This window comes from Rhizobium sp. BIGb0125 (genome assembly GCF_024810055.1).
GTDB lineage: Bacteria > Pseudomonadota > Alphaproteobacteria > Rhizobiales > Rhizobiaceae > Agrobacterium.
In genome coordinates this window covers 397,353-413,265 of record NZ_JANUDV010000003.1, presented here as the reverse complement: position 1 = coordinate 413,265, position 15,913 = coordinate 397,353, and the positions used below count along the sequence as shown (strand labels likewise).

Genomic DNA, 15,913 nt, shown 5'->3' with positions numbered 1-15,913 from the left:
TGTTATGGGCCTATAATGGCGCTGGAATGCCGGTTTTCTGGGGAAAATTGCGTCGCAGAGGCATCTCACTCACGCATTGAAATGTTTTGTAACCCAATATGAGTTTCCAATTCGTGCGAATTTGGGCATCACGTCACCAAGAAATGCAATCTGACGCCAAGACTCGAATCAAGAATGTTAGAAAAAATGAAAAATTCGTCCTCTCCCAGCCAGCTTCCTCACAACAAGCTCTTTAAAAGCGGCGACGTCTTCGTTCTTTTCGGAGAACTTTTTGGACGTGGTTACGCCACGGGATTGATTGATGAAGCCCGCAAGGCCGGCATGAAAATTGTTGGCATCACCGTTGGACGCCGCAACGAAGACAATTCGCTGCGCCCGCTGGATGCTGAAGAACTGGCCGCTGCCGAAGAAAGACTGGGCGGCAAGATTATCAACATCCCGCTGATGGCAGGTTTTGATCTCGATGCGCCCGAAGGTGGCAAGACCCCGACAGACCTTCTGTCCGGCATGACCATTGGCAGCTGGGAACAGGACAAGCTGGACTGGGATTATGTAAAGCAGTGTCACGAGGTTGGTACCAAGCGCTTCACGGATGCGCTGGAGAAGGTCATGGCCGAGCTGGATGGCATGATCGGGCAGGGGCAGAACGTGTTTTTTGCCCACACCATGGCCGGTGGCATTCCCAAGGCCAAGGTATTCCTGGTTCTTGCTAACCGTATCTACAAGGGTACCGGTGCCCGCCACATGTCGTCGCAGGCGCTGCTTGAGAGCGATCTCGGCAAGCTGATCCTGAAGAACTTCGATGCCGTGTCGGCCGATACATTTGGCCACCTGATCGAGTTCAGTGCCGCCATTCGCCAGCGCGTTGAAGCTTCTGGCAACCAGGTTCGTTACACGGCCTATGGCTACCACGGCGCTGAAATCCTGATCGATGGTCAGTACCGCTGGCAGACCTACACCAACTATACGCAGGGCTATGCCAAGATGCGGCTGGAAGGCATTGCCGAAAAGGCATGGGACAATGGCATCAAGGCCACTGTCTATAACTGCCCGGAAATCCGCACCAATTCCTCTGACGTGTTCACCGGCATCGAACTGCCGTTGATCCCACTGCTGTCTGCCTTGAAAAAAGAAGGTGGCGCAGAATGGGCAGACGAACAGTGGAACACCTGCCAGGCGCTGTTGGTGGACAATGTTACGCTGGATGACGTGATGGACAAGATCCACACCATGCAGGCCAGCGATGTGATGACGCCGTTCTACAATTTCTCGGCTTGGCCAATGCCAAACAGCCAGGCGCAGGCGGATCTGACCATCAGCACCTCGCACGACATTTCGCAGATGCACCGCGATGGCAAGGCGCTGATCAGCGACCATCTCAGCACGCTGGTGGTGGAAGCAACCGGACAGTTGATTTTCCGCTCGTCCACCGCACCAACCGGTCCGGTTCAGTGGCTGAACCACGATATCGTGGCCAAGCAGCTGAACGCGACACATGCGCGCGCTGAAAACACGCCTGCACTGCGCCAGTCTGCTTGATAGAGCCTTCGGCTTGATCAGCCTTTATTGTCAGTAGATTTGCTGGCAGTTTTTTAAACCCCTGATGACCGCCGTAAACTGGCCGTCACAGGGGTTTTCTTTTGCTGGCTCACAACACCTTAAGTGGTGGCGGGCATGTCAGCGAACACCGGCCGCTGCATCCGGCGCGTCAAGCGAGTGTTCCTCCGCCGCCAGCTGGGCGGCGCGGGCGTCGTTTTTCTTCTTCTGGTTTTGGTCATGGTGCCACTTGATGGAGCAGTACAGGCCAATGCCGACCACCCACCTCAATATGTCCAGGCTGTCACTTGCCGCATGACAGTGTGTCGGCGACAAAAAACACGTCGCAGACAAAAAACACGTCGCCGATGATCACACGCGGCAAAGTCCGGGTCTCAGCTCTCGCGCGCCTTCAGGCGTCGCCGGTCACGCTCAACAGTTTCCGCACCCATTTCGGTCAGGCGGAATTGCCGTTTCTGAAACTCCCCGCGAATTTCCACATAACCCTGCTCTTGCGCCTCATAAAGCGTCTTGAGGCTCGAACCTTTTGGGGGTGCCTGCCAACCCGTGCCAACAGCACTGTGCAGCAATACCATGATCTTCATCATGTCAGCTCTCCATTGTCGCGGCAGATCAGTCACCCGATCATCCGTTTTCTTGCATTTAAAGCTGCTGGTATCTGCTAGGCATCCGGCTGGTCAAGCTTTATGAATACGAGCAGGTAAACGCTTGCGAGGTTCAATGGCTGTTCTGACAGATATCCTGATTGCCCCAACACAAGATGCACCGGCAATTATTGCCAACTGGCCCGGCGCCAAAAACTGGCCGGGCATGCAAACCACCGGGCTCGACGCGCTGGTGCTGTCAGACCTTGCCGAAGCGCTCGGCCAATCGGCGCTTGCCATCGCCACTGAAGAGCTTGATCCGCATTCCTTTAAGGACGAGGCAAACGGACCATGGCTTTATGTGCTGCCCAACGACCTGCGCGACCACCTTGCCAACCTTAAAGCAGATGACCTCGGCCCCATTGCCAGAACCTAGTCTCAGCAGGAAGAGGCAATGGCGCGCGGCATGACGGAAGATGACGCCGCACGCCTGCTGTTACAAATCCAGTCCCTTGCCACCACCGCCCGCAATGACCAGAAGCCGATGCTGCTTTGGGTTTCTTTGTAGGGAACAGGGCAATCTCAAAGGGATGAAAGTAGACACCGCTTGTTCTCAGCCACCATTAAACGGTAATCACAATTTTACTTAGGCAGCAGGTACCGCTTGCCATGACGTTCGCCTACAGCCCTGAGAACGATCTCGAGATTATCGAGGAAAGTAGTCGAGGCACTCTCCACAAGCGGAAGCAGTCGCTCTTGCACAAAACGGTCGGTCGCAATATAGCCCAAGGGATTGTACCAATACTCCGAGATTCGTTTGGGAACATTGAGGTCAGCAAGCAATGTTGCAATCATGTCGTCATTAAGTGCGTCACTAGTGAGACCTTCCAATGAACTCAGGTAACTGGTCTTAAGCCAATGCCGAATAGGCTCAGACCCATGTACGAGTGAATTGAGGCAGAAGGTACGCACCTCCATATCTCCGAGATGGGCCACGACCGGTCCGAGCCGCCGTGATATCCACCAACTTTGAGAACTTTCCTGTAAGTCCTCCACCAATTCGATAATTGGCTTCATGATAGCTAAGTTGACGCTTTCTCCCGCTAAACCTGATATTAGGTTCGAGCTAGATACCAACGACTGCCGCAACATAGGAATTTCACGTGCAAGGCTTTGCACCAATAACGTTTCTCGGCCCCGCCACTCAAGGTCACCGACTTCGAATATCTCGAAAGGCTGCAGTTTGAGATCCGCATCACTTAGTTCTAGTAACTCTTCGACCTTAGCAAGCAAAGTCTGGTTATCGAGGCCGCAACAGTAAAGTAATGCGATAGCCTCGATGCCATTGCTCTCGGCTGCCATCTGCTCGACATAGGGCGTAAGATCGGAGCGAACGAGGCATAGCTGCGACAACGCATGGTCCCATAAACTTTGGCTGGTCCGTGCGCACCAGATCGCGTCGATATGACGATGATCAAGGCAGTTGTAACGTGCTGTGTCTGCTTCATCTCGGTGGCGTTGTAGTGAGAAAGAGAAAGAAGATGCAGTCTGCTCTGAATGTTCAAGCAGTAAATCGGCCAACGCCGCAAACGATTCGTCATCGTCCCGCTCGGATAGCGCTGCCGCGAGTAAATCGGCCATGCCAGGAGATAAATCTCTTCCGGTCTGTTGCAACGAATGAAAAAGAGTTTTGGGCTGAAACGATGCCATAAGTTGGCTCACTGCGAAATAGTGATCGTCGTTCTCGCCGTTTGCTATCCACTTTTCGCCTATTAACATCAACCGCTCGAGGTCGGTTTCATCGATTAATGGCTTCAACGCAGGAGCGATGCCATTTACCGACAAATTGAAATCATCGGCATGCGCTTCAAGAAGATCGAGAAGCTCCTGCTTGAATTGAGCACCCAAAACTTGTGCAATTAACAGCACAGCTTCGCCAGCAATGGTATCGCCCAAAAGAACAAGCTGCTTAAGAAGTTCGACGTGTTCGGAGTCTACTGGCAACTCACTTAGCCACACCGTGGGAAATTGCTCTTGTTCAGCCTTTTTGCCTAGATTGATCAACTCTTCTAGTAACTCTGTCACCGCCGCAGATTGACCTTCCTCGGCATAGCGTACCGCATTGATAGCAAGCATAAAGTCTGCTTTGATAGTTTCGCTGAGTATCTTCTTCGCGGTTGCTGGTTCCATAAGCGCAAGCGCTAAAAAGAGGCATTGATCCCATTTTTTCGAGGCAATTGTATCGCGCACAGATAGCGTGTCTGTTCGCGACCGCCGGACAAGTTCAATAGCGGCGCAATACTCGGTGATCGATTGATGGACGAACGAGGCCCTACGCCCAGTGTAAGGGATCAGAATCTCGCGCGCAATTAACCAGTTGACGACATCGCTAGCACTACATGCCGCGGTGCCAGGTGCCTGCATCGCAAGTAAATCAGAAAGCCAAGTTAGCGGGAATGCTTCACTTTCGGATTCGATCGCACGATAGGCTAACTTCGCGAAAATTGGTAGCAGCTGTAGATCGATCTTGAATCGGTCGTCGAATGCCAGCTGAAGCTTCGTCATGAAGGACGCAAAGAGGTCACGCGGCGTAGCATTCTCTGGGACTTCGACAAGTCGCTTGGTGACAAGTTGCAGAAAAAAGGGCCGACTCAGCAAATACCGCACATCCTTAGCAAATCTGCCCGAAAGTTTTATGTTGTGTTCCGCCAAGACTGCATCGACATGGTGCAGTTCAAAACGGTCAATCTCGTAAAAATCAATTTCACCTAGACGATTTGAAAGTCCGTCGGATGTGCGAGAGGTTATTGCGTAAGAGAAATCGCCAATCTCGCTCTTGATCTCATCTAGTGACTTGAAGAGTGTGCCGTCCTCAAGATACTCCGATGGCATTTCGTTGAATGCATCGAGAAATAATTTTAGACCGAGATCTCGGCGAAGTTGACTGAGAGTCAAACCTGCTGGCAATTCTGCATTGATCTGCGTCCGCAAATCTCCCTGATAGAGCTTAAGGTCAAGTAATATTGGAATAGTAAGAGGAGTGGATGCGAGGGTGTCGTCGATACACGCTTGCTGTACCTTGGATGCGAGTTGCAAAGCAGCGAGCCGCATTGCAAAACTCTTGCCCGAGCCCGGCAAGCCAATCAGATAAGCGGAATGTGGGCCTTCAGTTAGAAAGCGTGTCGTAGTCCAATTTTCATAGTTGCCGAACCGCGTGTGCGCGCCGCGATTTTTTCTTGTTTCAGAAATCCTCACCGTGATCGGCGTGTTTTTGGGAGTTAGGCGGCGGACAAGACCTGAACTATAGCGAGTGACCGCAAGAACGCGCTCTGCCTCACTCGGTTCGCCGATCTGTGCTGCCGTAATCGCGTGTGGTTCCGCGAGGGACTGGAGTACAGAAAGAAGTTCGCGGTGATCGCGTGATCCATCTGAGCGTTTGTGCGTTTCGTAACCGAACAGTTTAATGCCATATTGTCGCCGCCAATAATCAGCCTCTTCTTCGCCTGTATCAGGCATAATCGCCCAATGATCTCGTACCGCACCTTGATAGATGTTTAGCAATAGGTCGCGTAGGTAGATGAAGTCCGGATCACGCAACCCGAAACCAACATATAAAACTGGACGCGTCATGAGCAGCATCTTAAGCGTCTCGAGTGCGCTTTGGCGCTCGCCGCCAGGCATTAATGTCCGATACTGTTCGCGAGTCAGAATGACACTAGATATGTCATTGATGTCTCCATGTGGCTTGAAGATGAAATGTGAAGATCGAGCTCTGACGGTATCAACAAGCTCGACGAGGTGCTTGTTCGTAACTGGTGCCGGGAAAAATGCGTCGGTACGCCACGTGCCAAGCGCTTGTTCTATGAGAGTATCGTAGTTGGTCGTAATGAAGCCGGTCGGGCCAAGCTCCACAATCGCCTTGTGAATGACGTGTGGGGTTGTAGCACCTACACGCACCGCATTGCGTATAAAAGTTCCGAACGAGGTAGGTGTAAGCTTACTGACACCAAAGCTTGCCGCCTGCAGGAGATCACCGTTTCGTATTTCTCGGCGCACCAATTCGGACGACTGGCCCTCGTCGTCGAGAAAAGTGGCAAGTTCCTCAAGTAAACCCGACCAGCCAGGAATGTTTGACCAAGTGGAAATTCCCGAACCAACAAAAATGATGCAATCTGGATGCTTTAGGAACTGGCGTATGGCAGCGATGGTCACGAGATCAATTATCCTGAAGTTACAGCCGGCTAGAGACAAAGTCGTAGCTTTACTATCTACGCAGTGCAACTAGTAATAGAACGCCGTTTTGCAGCGGCGTAAATTTTGATAAAGTCTGAACTGAGGACCTAGAGGCGTGCCGTCTCTAACACGCTTCACCACCGCGCATCATCAATGCGCAGCAACTCGGCAGGCCGTGGCCATTCCTGCGGTTTCATCAACAGTGCTCGGGAATTTCAGCCGTTTTGCTGGACCCCAGGACGTTGTCTCCATGTCGTGATATAGATCGTCTGCCGGGTCGTTGACGGCGCTGCCGTGAAAGTCACGCACCCGCCATCAACCAATTAGACCACAGTTCACGCGGTTGCGTCCGGCGCATCGCAACCGGCAGGCCCAACCTTATTCCGACGCGCACCACCGGTACTGCTCGTTGAAATCAAGACTTTCGTTTTCGCGTTTCAACAGGAATTCCTGTCTGTTTCGAATATCCATTGTGGTCTTGTATTCCGTAACGGTCGTTGGAAGGATGCTCCACGCGCGGTGGTAATAGGAGCAGCTTTCGTTGAATTGATAGATGTTTCCGGAACTGGTTACGTTGCTGAAGGTGCATGTGGTCTTGTTGCTCTTGGCGCTCGCCCCATCATAGATGAACAGCATGGTGCCTTTTGGGTCGTCGCAGGCATGGCTTGACTGCACGTACCGTCCCTTGTCGATTGGCAGAAGGTCTTGCGCAAAAAGCGGGGTGGAAAAGGCGCCGACGAATAAGGGCAGGGCAAGGGGCGATACCAGGTTCTTGAAATGCATTCTTTCAGTCTTTCATGGGAATTGGGATCAACTGTTGCGTCGATGTGTGGACCTTGTGCAGGTCGGCGGCTGAACCCTGTTGATTTCAGGCTCCTTGTTGGCCTTTTCACGAGTGCCAGTGAAATCAAAGGCTTGAGTTAGCCCGATTACGAAAATTTGCCAGATACATCAATGTTTGAATCCACAATCACACCATCTTGTGAGCAGTCTGGCGGGCATGTCAGCCTCCAAAGGCCGATTAAAATCAAAGCCCATCACCACCGCGCATCATCAACCCGCAGCAACCCGGCAGGCCGTGGCCATTCCGGCGGTTTGCCATCAACACAGGCCGGGAATTTCAAGCGTTTTGCTGGCCCCCAGGACGTTGTCTCCATGTCGTGACATAGGTCGTCTGTCGTGTCGTTGATGGCGCTGCCGTGAAAGTCATGCGCCCCGCCATCCACCAACAGGCCGGCCGTCCGGGCAAGGGAAAGCCGGGCAGACAGTCTTTCGCCCGTTAACTGGCAATGGCGCAATGCCCGCAGAACGGCCGCTGCCATCAGATATCCTGTCGCGTGGTCCAGCGCCTGCACGGGCAGGGGCACCGGTTTTGTGTCCTTAGCGCGGCGCATGCCCTCATCAGCGATGCCGCAGCTCATCTGCACCAGACTGTCAAAGCCGCGCCGCTCTTTCCATGCGCCACCCCAGCCATAGGCATTCAGACTGACCTCAATCAGGCCGGGAGACAGGCGTTGCCGTGTCTCGGCGTCGTAACCAAGCCTGTCGAGCGCGCCGGGGCGATAGCCGTGAACGAGCACATCGGCCTGCGCAATCAGCCTTTCAAAAATCTGGCGGTCACTTGCCAGATGCAGGTCCAGACCGGCGCGGCGTTTGCCAAGTGTCACCTCGGGTTCCAGCGCCGGCTCATGCCAGTTGGGCGGATCAAGCCTCAAAACATCCGCACCAAAACCCGCCAGAAAACGTGTTGCCACAGGTCCCGCCAGGATGCGGGTGAGATCCAGCACGCGGCGGCCGCGAAGACCGGTCAGTTTGGGTCCGTGACCAGACTGACGCCAGGCAATCAGCGGTTCGTTGCGCACCTGTTGCCCCTGCGGGTGGTGTGCCCATTCGGCAAGGCTGTGCATGGCGGCGGCTGCACCACCTTCATTGACAACCGCGTCTTCCAGATCGTTCTTTTTCCAGTCGGCTATCACCTCTGTCAGCCGCGCCTTGTCAGCATCGCAGTTCAACACCCGCAACGCTGCCTCGCGGTGGTGGTTGGCATTGGTGTGCAGGCGTATCCAGCCGTCTGCGGCCTGGTAATCTCCCGCCAACGGGTCCCAGGCCGATGGCAGGCTCCAGCCTGATGGGCGAAGCGTCATGCCAAACCACAACAGGCATAAGCGCCGGTCGATTGAAATGTCCCGCGCGCCCAGCAAGGCGGCGAGTTCACGCGTTGCGGCCGTCACGGCCGCCTCGGCCATGTCAGACACCCGAAAGCAGGCGTAAAGCTCGCCGCTGCCGCGCTGCACGACCTTGATATCGTCGGCCAAATCCAGGCCCAGCGCTTCGTTGATCTGTCGGTTGAAATCATCAGGCATTTTGCATCTCCTTCACATGGTGAGCAGATGGTGCCGCGCAATTGACACGCCGTAAATCTTGATCAACATAATCAATATGAAAAAATCAGACTGGATCGACGCCGCAACCGCTTGCGACATGCTGGGGGTCAAACCGCAAACCCTCTATGCCTATGTCAGCCGTGGTCTTTTGCGCGCCGAGGCCGATGCGCAGGATGCACGCCACAGTCTCTACAAACAGTCAGATGTCGAGGATCTGGCCCGGCTGCGCCGCAGGCCACGGGCTAGGGCCGAGATTGCCGAACACGCAATCCGCTGGGGAGAGCCGGTTCTCACCACCTCACTGACGGAAGTGCGCGAAGGCATGTTGTGGCTGCGGGGCAAATCGATTGCCGACTGTGCCGAACACCTGACAGTTGAAGGCGTCGCCGCCCATCTTTGGGCTGTCGAACCAACCGACTTCGTCAGCGGTTATGCACCTGATCCGTCCGCTGGGCCTGATGCTGCGCTGGGCCCACTGGGCAGGGCGTTACAAGCACTCGCTCAAGAGGTGCCGCAAGCCGCTGATCTTGACGACAGTGCGGCCAACACCATTGCGCGTCATGGCGGCAGGTTGGTCTCCATCGTCACCAATGCGCTTTTGGGTGTTCAGGCCACCGGGCCGATCCATCACCGACTGGGGCACGCATGGGGTGTTGATGCAGCCGGGTTGGATAATCTGCGCTGCGCGCTGGTGTTGTTGAGCGATCATGAGCTGAACCCGTCCACCTTCGCGGTGCGGGTTGCAGCCTCAACGGGGGCAAGTCTGCCCGCCGCTCTGCTTTGCGGCCTTGCAACACTCAGTGGCCCGCGCCATGGCGGCGTCGCATCGCTGGCACGGCGTGCATTACAGGCCGCGTTGCGTGGCAAAACCCAGGACTTTTTGGCGCAACATGCCAACCAGCCACCCTACAGTTACGGCTTTGGGCATCCGCTTTATCCGGATGGTGATCCGCGTGCACGGATCATTCTCAATCGCCTGGCGGACAAGGGCGCGGTGGTCAGCGCCATAACATCACTGTCGGATCAGTTGGGCCTGCCACCCAATATCGATGCGGCACTGGCGGCCTTAAGCGCGGTGCAGAACCTGCCTGACACGGCCGCCTTCACGATTTTTGCCACCGGCCGGCTGGTTGGCTGGATTGCCCACGCCATGGAACAACAGGAAAGCGGCGAAATCATCCGCCCGCGTGCCCGCTACCGCGAAAAACCCTGACGATGATGAGGGTGCGGGTTGGTCGTTGTCTTAAGCCGGATAAACATACCGATAGGCCGCCCAACCGGCCAAGGCCGACAGTGCAAGCCAGATCAGCACGATGGCGACAAGCCCCGCACGGCTGCTGGGCCTGTTTTGCTGTAACGCGGCGCGTTGCCTGAAGTCCGTCATCAAGTCGGGCGGTATCATGCGAATGGCCAACAGAATGCCAAGTGGCACGATCAGCAGATCATCCAGATAACCGAGCACCGGAATAAAGTCCGGAATGAGATCGATGGGCGACAGCGCGTAAGCGGCAACCGCACCAGCAACCAGTTTCGCGGCTATCGGCGTTTTCAGATCACGCGCTGCGATCCACAGGGCAATGACATCACGCTTGATGGCGCGTGCCCATTGTTTCACAGAACCGATCCACCCTGCCATGGCCTCGTCTCCAACCTCAGCATTCGTCCGCGCATCGATAGGGTATGGAGATTTCTCTAAGCTTTTCAATGGTTGAGAAAATCAGTTGACGGATGCGGCGCACTGACGATGTTTGTCTGTTATCGCCCAAAGACATGTCGGAGCCATGGTGGAAACTGAACGTTTGATCTTACGCCCATCCCGCAGGGCGGACATTGCAGAACTGTTCGAATTTCTTGGAGATCCGGTGGCCATGCAACATACCCACAGCGATAAAACGCTGCGGGAGTGCCAGCGGCGCGTGATGGTTCACGAGTGGCGAAGACGCCGGGATGGCTGCGCGCCCTGGGTGGTGGTGCGCCGCGAAGATGGGCGCATCATCGGCTGGGGTGGCCTGTACGAAGATCCGTTCGACCCGGGCTGGAATTTCGAAGTGGGATATTACTTTCGCCCTGATGTTTGGGGCAAGGGTTACGCGTCCGAACTTGTCGGCGCAGCACTCGCCGTTGCCGATCAGCAGCTTCAACTTGCCGAGGTCTGGGCGATGGCCCATCCGGACAACGGCGGCTCACAAAGGGTGTTGCAGAAGGCGGGTTTTGTGTTTGCGCGCCACCTTCCAGAACGCAACCGCCTTTTGTTCAGAAGACAGCGCCCAGTCGCCTGACGGTGACAATGAACGGGTGAGAGCAGGGCGCCGCTCCATCCGTGGTTTTATAGCCACTGCTGGTTATTCGCTACGCTCATCAATCCAGGCGCGGGTCTGCGCAAGAACCTCATCCGACAGGTCCGGATCATTGACTGCTCTGGCCAGAATGACGGCACCCACCATTGCTGCCCAACTGCCAATCGCGGCGCGGCGGGTATCGGTTGAACCAGCGGTTTTAAGCGCCTGCTCAATGCGGGTGATCTGGGCGCGCAAACCCTCGGTCATCGCGGCCTGTGCCTCCGGTGTCTGGTGACGAATGGCGGCGGCCAAACCGGCTGTCGGGCATCCTTGGCCGGGGTTGTCGCGGTGACGTGGCGACAGATACGAGCCAACGAAATCATTAAAGCCGCCGCCGGCAACACTGTCTGCACCCAGGGCGTGACTGATCGTTTGGGCCACCAGATCATCCTTTGAACTGAAATGGCCATAAAAACCGCCATGGGTCAGGCCAGCTGCCTTCATCACCTCGGCAACGCTGACCGCATCAAACCCCTTGTCCTTAAACAGCTGGTTGGCGACCTCAAGAATACGGCCTCTGTTTTGCGCCATCTGTTCCCGGCTGACCTTCATGTTCAAAATTCTCCGCAACGACAGTTGACTTTTACATGATGGTTATCATATTTAAATTCAATCATGACAACCATCATGAATATAAGATCGATGTGAGAAAAGAGCAATCCAATGAGCGAAATTCCTGCAGTTCTGATAACGGGTGCCTCTACCGGCATTGGCGCAACCTATGCCGAACGCTTCGCACGGCGCGGACATGATCTGGTGCTGGTGGCCAGAGACGTGGCCCGCATGGAGGCGCTATCAAGCCGTCTGCGCCAGGAGACCGGCGTAAAGATCGATATCATCAAGGCCGATTTGACCCAGACGTCGGATCTGGCACAGGTCGAGACCAGATTGCGGGACGACGCGCGCATCGGCATTCTCGTCAACAATGCCGGCATGGCGGTCGGCGGTGCCTTTATCGAACAAAGCGCCGATGACCTGACCAGGCTGATGGCACTCAACACCACCGCACTGGTGCGGCTTGCCAACGCCATCGCACCGCGTCTTGCGCAGGCTGGTGAGGGGTCCATTATCAATATCGGCTCGGTGGTCGGCCTCGCACCAGAATTTAACATGACGGTTTATGGCGCGACCAAGGCTTTCGTGCTGTTCCTGTCGCAGGGGTTGCAGCAGGAACTTGGGCCCAAGGGTGTTTACGTTCAGGCCGTGCTTCCCGCCGCAACCCGCACGGAAATCTGGGACCATGTTGGCGCTGACGTCAACAGCATGAGCAATGTCATGGAAGTGGGCGATCTGGTGGATGCGGCTCTGGTTGGTTTTGACCGTCGCGAACCGGTAACAATCCCGCCGCTGCATGATTTGGGCCTGTGGGAGGCCCTTGATGGCGCACGCAAGGCGATGGTCCCCAACCTCGGAAACGCCGTTCCAGCCGAACGATATCGCCCCGTCGCATAAATATCTCCAGTGAGTGACACCGCCCTCTCTCTGCAACGAGAAGAGGGCGGTTTTGTCCTTTATTGCCAGGACATTGAGACGGGTTTGCCATCTTTAAGGCTGATGACAACCGTGTCAGCTTGCCGTTGCCGTCAGTGGTTTTAAAGCTGCCACCGGCGCAGGTGATTTTGGCTGTCGTGCCAAAGCAGCCGGTGTGGGTGCCCTTTGTCTTGTATTGTTTTCGAAACAGATCGGTGCTGCTGACCACCCGGCCGTTGGAGGAAATGCAGATATCCGATGACTGGCCGGAATTGCCGATGCAGGTTGCGCAAGAACCTCCGCATCCTCTCGCCGCAGGTAGCTCTTGACAAAGATGAGGTACGTACCTCATTCTGTGTCAAGTCTCTGGGAGGAGGGAACGATGCAACACGGTTCTGCCATCACAAGTGAAGAGCAATTGCGGGCGCTTTATCCGCCAACACATGCGCTTGCGGTTCAAAAACTTCAGCCAACGCTTGGCGTGCACGCGCAGGAATTCATCCGCCGGTCCCCCTTTGTTTGTCTCGGCACGCAGAATTTGGATGGCCGGGCCGATGTCAGCCCCCGTGGCGACCCGGCTGGTTTCGTGAAAATCCTCGACAATCAAACATTGGCAATACCCGATCGTCCGGGAAACAATCGGTTGGACAGCCTGTCAAACATTATCGCCAACCCGGCCGTGGGGCTGCTGTTTATGATACCCGGCTTTGATGACACGTTGCGTGTAAACGGCTTTGCCAGACTGGTCACGGAGCCCGAACTTCTTGAAACCATGTCGGTCAACAACCGCGTTCCCACACTCGCAATCGTGGTGCGGGTCAACGAAGTGTTTCTGCATTGCGCAAAGGCGCTCAGGCGTTCACGCATCTGGGAACCAGAACACCGGCAGGACCGCCACCAAATGCCATCCTTGATCAAGATGATACTGGATGAAACCACGGGTGCACCGGGCGAGGATGAGATGCGCAAGATCGATGCAGGGTTGGAAGAAGATTACCAGAACACCATGTATTAGAAACGCTGCGCGCCAGGCGGTGCGAAGTCAAAATCAGATTCCAAGTAATCGCAACAGTTGCAACACAAGCCTGGCGCAGGGCAGGTGTGCCATCGTCAATTACTACTTTAAGTGGCTGAAATCCGGTTGACTTGAAGGCAGTGATCATCAACATCGCAAGTAATGATTTATTTAAAATCGATTCTACTTGAGGGTTTTCGGTCTTTGCGGACCGGAATGGGGAACCTGTTACTTTATGAATACTGTATATAATTTGAGCCACATCGGCACTCATCTGCGTGCAAACGTCTTGAAGACATCAACGGCACTTGCCCTACTTGCCAGCGGCTGCGGGCTTTTTGCGGCAGGCATTGCCCATGGGGCTGAGGGGCAAGCAGGCTATCTGGATTTCAAAACACTGCTGAACGGCCGTTATTCCATCGCCAATGGCATCAGCGCCGATGGCAAAGTCATCGTTGGTTCTGCATCGCTGTACAGCGGCCAGGATGACCGCGCCTTTCGCTGGTCCAGCAGCAAAACCGGCATGGTCGACCTTGGCATCCTTCAAGGTGGGTCTTTCGCCAGCGCACAGGCTGTGAATGCCAATGGTACAGTCGTTGTGGGCAATGCGGATGCTGACAACGGATATACCCACGCCGTTGTCTGGAGAAATGGCGTTATCGGCAACCTTGGCACCCTGAATAATGGGCGAGAGTCGCGTGCGACCGGCGTCAGTGCCGACGGCGCCGTTATTGTCGGTTATGGTGACGATGGCGCATATAACGGCCCAAGCAAGATCCGCGCTCTGCGCTGGACGGGAAATGACCAGATAGAAAGCCTTGGTAGCCTCGTTGAAGGTGGTTTTTCCCGCGCCAATGGTATCAGCGGCGATGGCAAGGTCATCATCGGTCAGGCATGGAATGAGAACATGAGCGACCGCGCCTTCCGCTGGACTGAGGAGGACCAGATGGTCAGCCTCGGCACAATCGCGTCTGCGGCCAGAGGCGTGAATTATAATGGGTCTGTCATTGTTGGATATGTGATAGATAACGAGGTGGAACATGCCTTCCGCTGGACAGCAGAGTCCGGTTTGATGGACAGGATCGGCGAACTGAACAACGGCACTTATTCCTCCGCACAGGCGGTGAATGCCGATGGCTCCGTGGTCGTTGGTTCTGCCGAAAATGGCATTGGAAACATTCAACGCGCCTTCCGCTGGACAAATGAAACAGGCATGATTTCCGTGGAGGACTGGTTGCGCAACAATGGCGCGACCGTGGCCCAGGATTTCACCGATGTGGCACGTGGCGTCAGCGCTGATGGCACCATCATTGTGGGGTCTACAACGCAGGAAACCGCCTTTATTGCCCGCCTGTCGTCAGAAGGCACCGGCATCATCGAGGTGGAAGAATTTGCCAGCTCCTTGGCCGCCAAACCATCTGCCAGCGTTGCTCTCAGTTTCGCCGGCACCATTCTCAACGGCGCACATGGTGAGCCGATGCGCAACCTGCTCGATGCCGGCCAGCAATCTGTCTGGGTTACGTCGGATATCGGCTATGACAATGGCGCGGCCAGCGATGGCAGTTTTGGACTTGGCGATTTCGGTTACGGCATTGGTCTGGAAGGCGGCGCCACGGCGCGCATGACCTTCGGTGGTGTTTATTCCGATCAGGACATCGAAACCGGCGGCAAATACATCAGCAAGGGCCTGTATATCTCGCCGGAAGTCACGCTTCCGGTGGCCGGCAATGTCTATGCCACCATTGGCGCATTTTATGCGCCGGGCAAGTTGACCATCAACAGAGGGTACAACAATGGCGGCGTGATGGATTATTCCAGGGGTGAAACGGATGTGGAAAGCTGGGCGGCAAAACTGCGCCTGGACTGGCTGAATGCCGCCACTGTCAATGACTGGAACCTCACACCCTATGCCAGCCTGACACATGCCCGCTCCAAGCTGGATGCCTACACCGAAACCGGTGGTGGTTTCCCGGCCATGTTTGATGAAATGCGCGACCACAGCACGGTACTGCGCGCCGGTGTGGATGGCGTACATACGCTGGACAATAACATCCGCCTTCTGGCCCGCGCCGAAGCCGCTTACCGGTTTGAAAATGAAACCGCCGCCACCAGCGGCAGCATCATTGGCCTGTCAGACTTCAGTTTCGACGGACAGAAAACCCACCAGTTCTGGCTGCGCGGTGGCCTGGGCGCGGAAGTGGATGTCGCCAGCGGCACAGCCTCAATGAGCGTCAACGTCACGACCCAGGGTGACGACCCAACCGTGTGGCTGCGCTCCGGCTGGAAGGTCAAGTTCTGATCTGCGGAAAAATGGTCCTGCGCAAGCTTGGC

The 15,913-nt window shown here is 55.5% G+C and carries 14 protein-coding genes; 7 read left to right on the top strand and 7 right to left on the bottom strand.

Annotated features, from left to right (window positions below):
* Positions 1-186: 186 nt before the first annotated feature.
* Entirely contained in the window at positions 187-1,539 is a 1,353-nt protein-coding gene (locus tag M2418_RS10215; protein ID WP_259146300.1) for an enoyl-acyl carrier protein reductase FabMG, read from the top strand.
* A gap of 138 nt (positions 1,540-1,677) precedes the next feature.
* Here the strand turns inward: M2418_RS10215 and M2418_RS10210 are convergent, their stop codons facing one another.
* Both M2418_RS10210 and M2418_RS10205 read right to left on the bottom strand, forming a co-directional pair.
* Complete coding sequence (locus tag M2418_RS10210) at positions 1,678-1,872, bottom strand: hypothetical protein (RefSeq protein ID WP_259146298.1); 195 nt, start codon at positions 1,870-1,872, stop codon at positions 1,678-1,680.
* 59 nt (positions 1,873-1,931) lie between these two features.
* Complete coding sequence (locus M2418_RS10205; protein ID WP_192491211.1) at positions 1,932-2,132, bottom strand: hypothetical protein; 201 nt, start codon at positions 2,130-2,132, stop codon at positions 1,932-1,934.
* A gap of 145 nt (positions 2,133-2,277) precedes the next feature.
* On the opposite strand from M2418_RS10205, the gene M2418_RS10200 reads away from it, so the two are divergent.
* Positions 2,278-2,577 (top strand): hypothetical protein, encoded by a 300-nt coding sequence (locus tag M2418_RS10200; RefSeq protein ID WP_259146297.1) that lies wholly within the window; start codon positions 2,278-2,280, stop codon positions 2,575-2,577.
* Positions 2,578-2,783: 206 nt separating this feature from the next.
* Here the strand turns inward: M2418_RS10200 and M2418_RS10195 are convergent, their stop codons facing one another.
* The 3 genes from M2418_RS10195 to M2418_RS10185 all read right to left on the bottom strand — a co-directional run bounded on the left by M2418_RS10195 (position 2,784) and on the right by M2418_RS10185 (position 8,737).
* Positions 2,784-6,353 (bottom strand): SIR2 family protein, encoded by a 3,570-nt coding sequence (locus tag M2418_RS10195; protein ID WP_259146296.1) that lies wholly within the window; start codon positions 6,351-6,353, stop codon positions 2,784-2,786.
* A gap of 399 nt (positions 6,354-6,752) precedes the next feature.
* Positions 6,753-7,157 carry a hypothetical protein gene (locus M2418_RS10190; protein WP_259146294.1) on the bottom strand — a complete coding sequence of 135 codons (405 nt, stop codon included), beginning with the start codon at positions 7,155-7,157 and terminating at the stop codon, positions 6,753-6,755.
* Positions 7,158-7,411: 254 nt separating this feature from the next.
* Positions 7,412-8,737: a CoA transferase gene (locus M2418_RS10185; RefSeq protein ID WP_259146293.1), complete on the bottom strand. Its 1,326-nt coding sequence runs from the start codon at positions 8,735-8,737 to the stop codon at positions 7,412-7,414.
* A gap of 76 nt (positions 8,738-8,813) precedes the next feature.
* On the opposite strand from M2418_RS10185, the gene M2418_RS10180 reads away from it, so the two are divergent.
* The gene (locus tag M2418_RS10180; RefSeq protein WP_259146292.1) at positions 8,814-9,971 is read left to right on the top strand and encodes a citrate synthase family protein; all 1,158 of its coding nucleotides are present in this window, start codon (positions 8,814-8,816) and stop codon (positions 9,969-9,971) included.
* A gap of 30 nt (positions 9,972-10,001) precedes the next feature.
* On the opposite strand, the gene M2418_RS10175 is transcribed toward M2418_RS10180, so the two are convergent.
* A complete protein-coding gene (locus M2418_RS10175; protein ID WP_259146291.1) occupies positions 10,002-10,394 on the bottom strand; it encodes a YkvA family protein in 393 nt (130 codons plus the stop codon).
* Positions 10,395-10,539: 145 nt separating this feature from the next.
* Between M2418_RS10175 and M2418_RS10170 the strand changes: the two genes are divergently transcribed.
* A complete protein-coding gene (locus M2418_RS10170; RefSeq protein WP_259146290.1) occupies positions 10,540-11,037 on the top strand; it encodes a GNAT family N-acetyltransferase in 498 nt (165 codons plus the stop codon).
* Positions 11,038-11,100: 63 nt separating this feature from the next.
* Here M2418_RS10170 and M2418_RS10165 read toward each other — a convergent pair whose 3' ends face one another.
* Positions 11,101-11,649 (bottom strand): TetR/AcrR family transcriptional regulator, encoded by a 549-nt coding sequence (locus M2418_RS10165; RefSeq protein WP_259146289.1) that lies wholly within the window; start codon positions 11,647-11,649, stop codon positions 11,101-11,103.
* 111 nt (positions 11,650-11,760) lie between these two features.
* Between M2418_RS10165 and M2418_RS10160 the strand changes: the two genes are divergently transcribed.
* From M2418_RS10160 to M2418_RS10150, 3 genes are all read left to right on the top strand, one after another.
* Positions 11,761-12,549 (top strand): SDR family oxidoreductase, encoded by a 789-nt coding sequence (locus M2418_RS10160; protein WP_259146287.1) that lies wholly within the window; start codon positions 11,761-11,763, stop codon positions 12,547-12,549.
* A 400-nt stretch (positions 12,550-12,949) separates the two neighbouring features.
* On the top strand, positions 12,950-13,582 hold the full coding sequence (locus M2418_RS10155) for a pyridoxamine 5'-phosphate oxidase family protein (RefSeq protein WP_259146286.1): 633 nt from the start codon (positions 12,950-12,952) through the stop codon (positions 13,580-13,582).
* 235 nt (positions 13,583-13,817) lie between these two features.
* Positions 13,818-15,881, top strand: coding sequence for an autotransporter domain-containing protein (locus M2418_RS10150; RefSeq protein ID WP_259146284.1), 2,064 nt, complete (start codon positions 13,818-13,820; stop codon positions 15,879-15,881).
* The last annotated feature ends 32 nt before the right edge of the window (positions 15,882-15,913 follow it).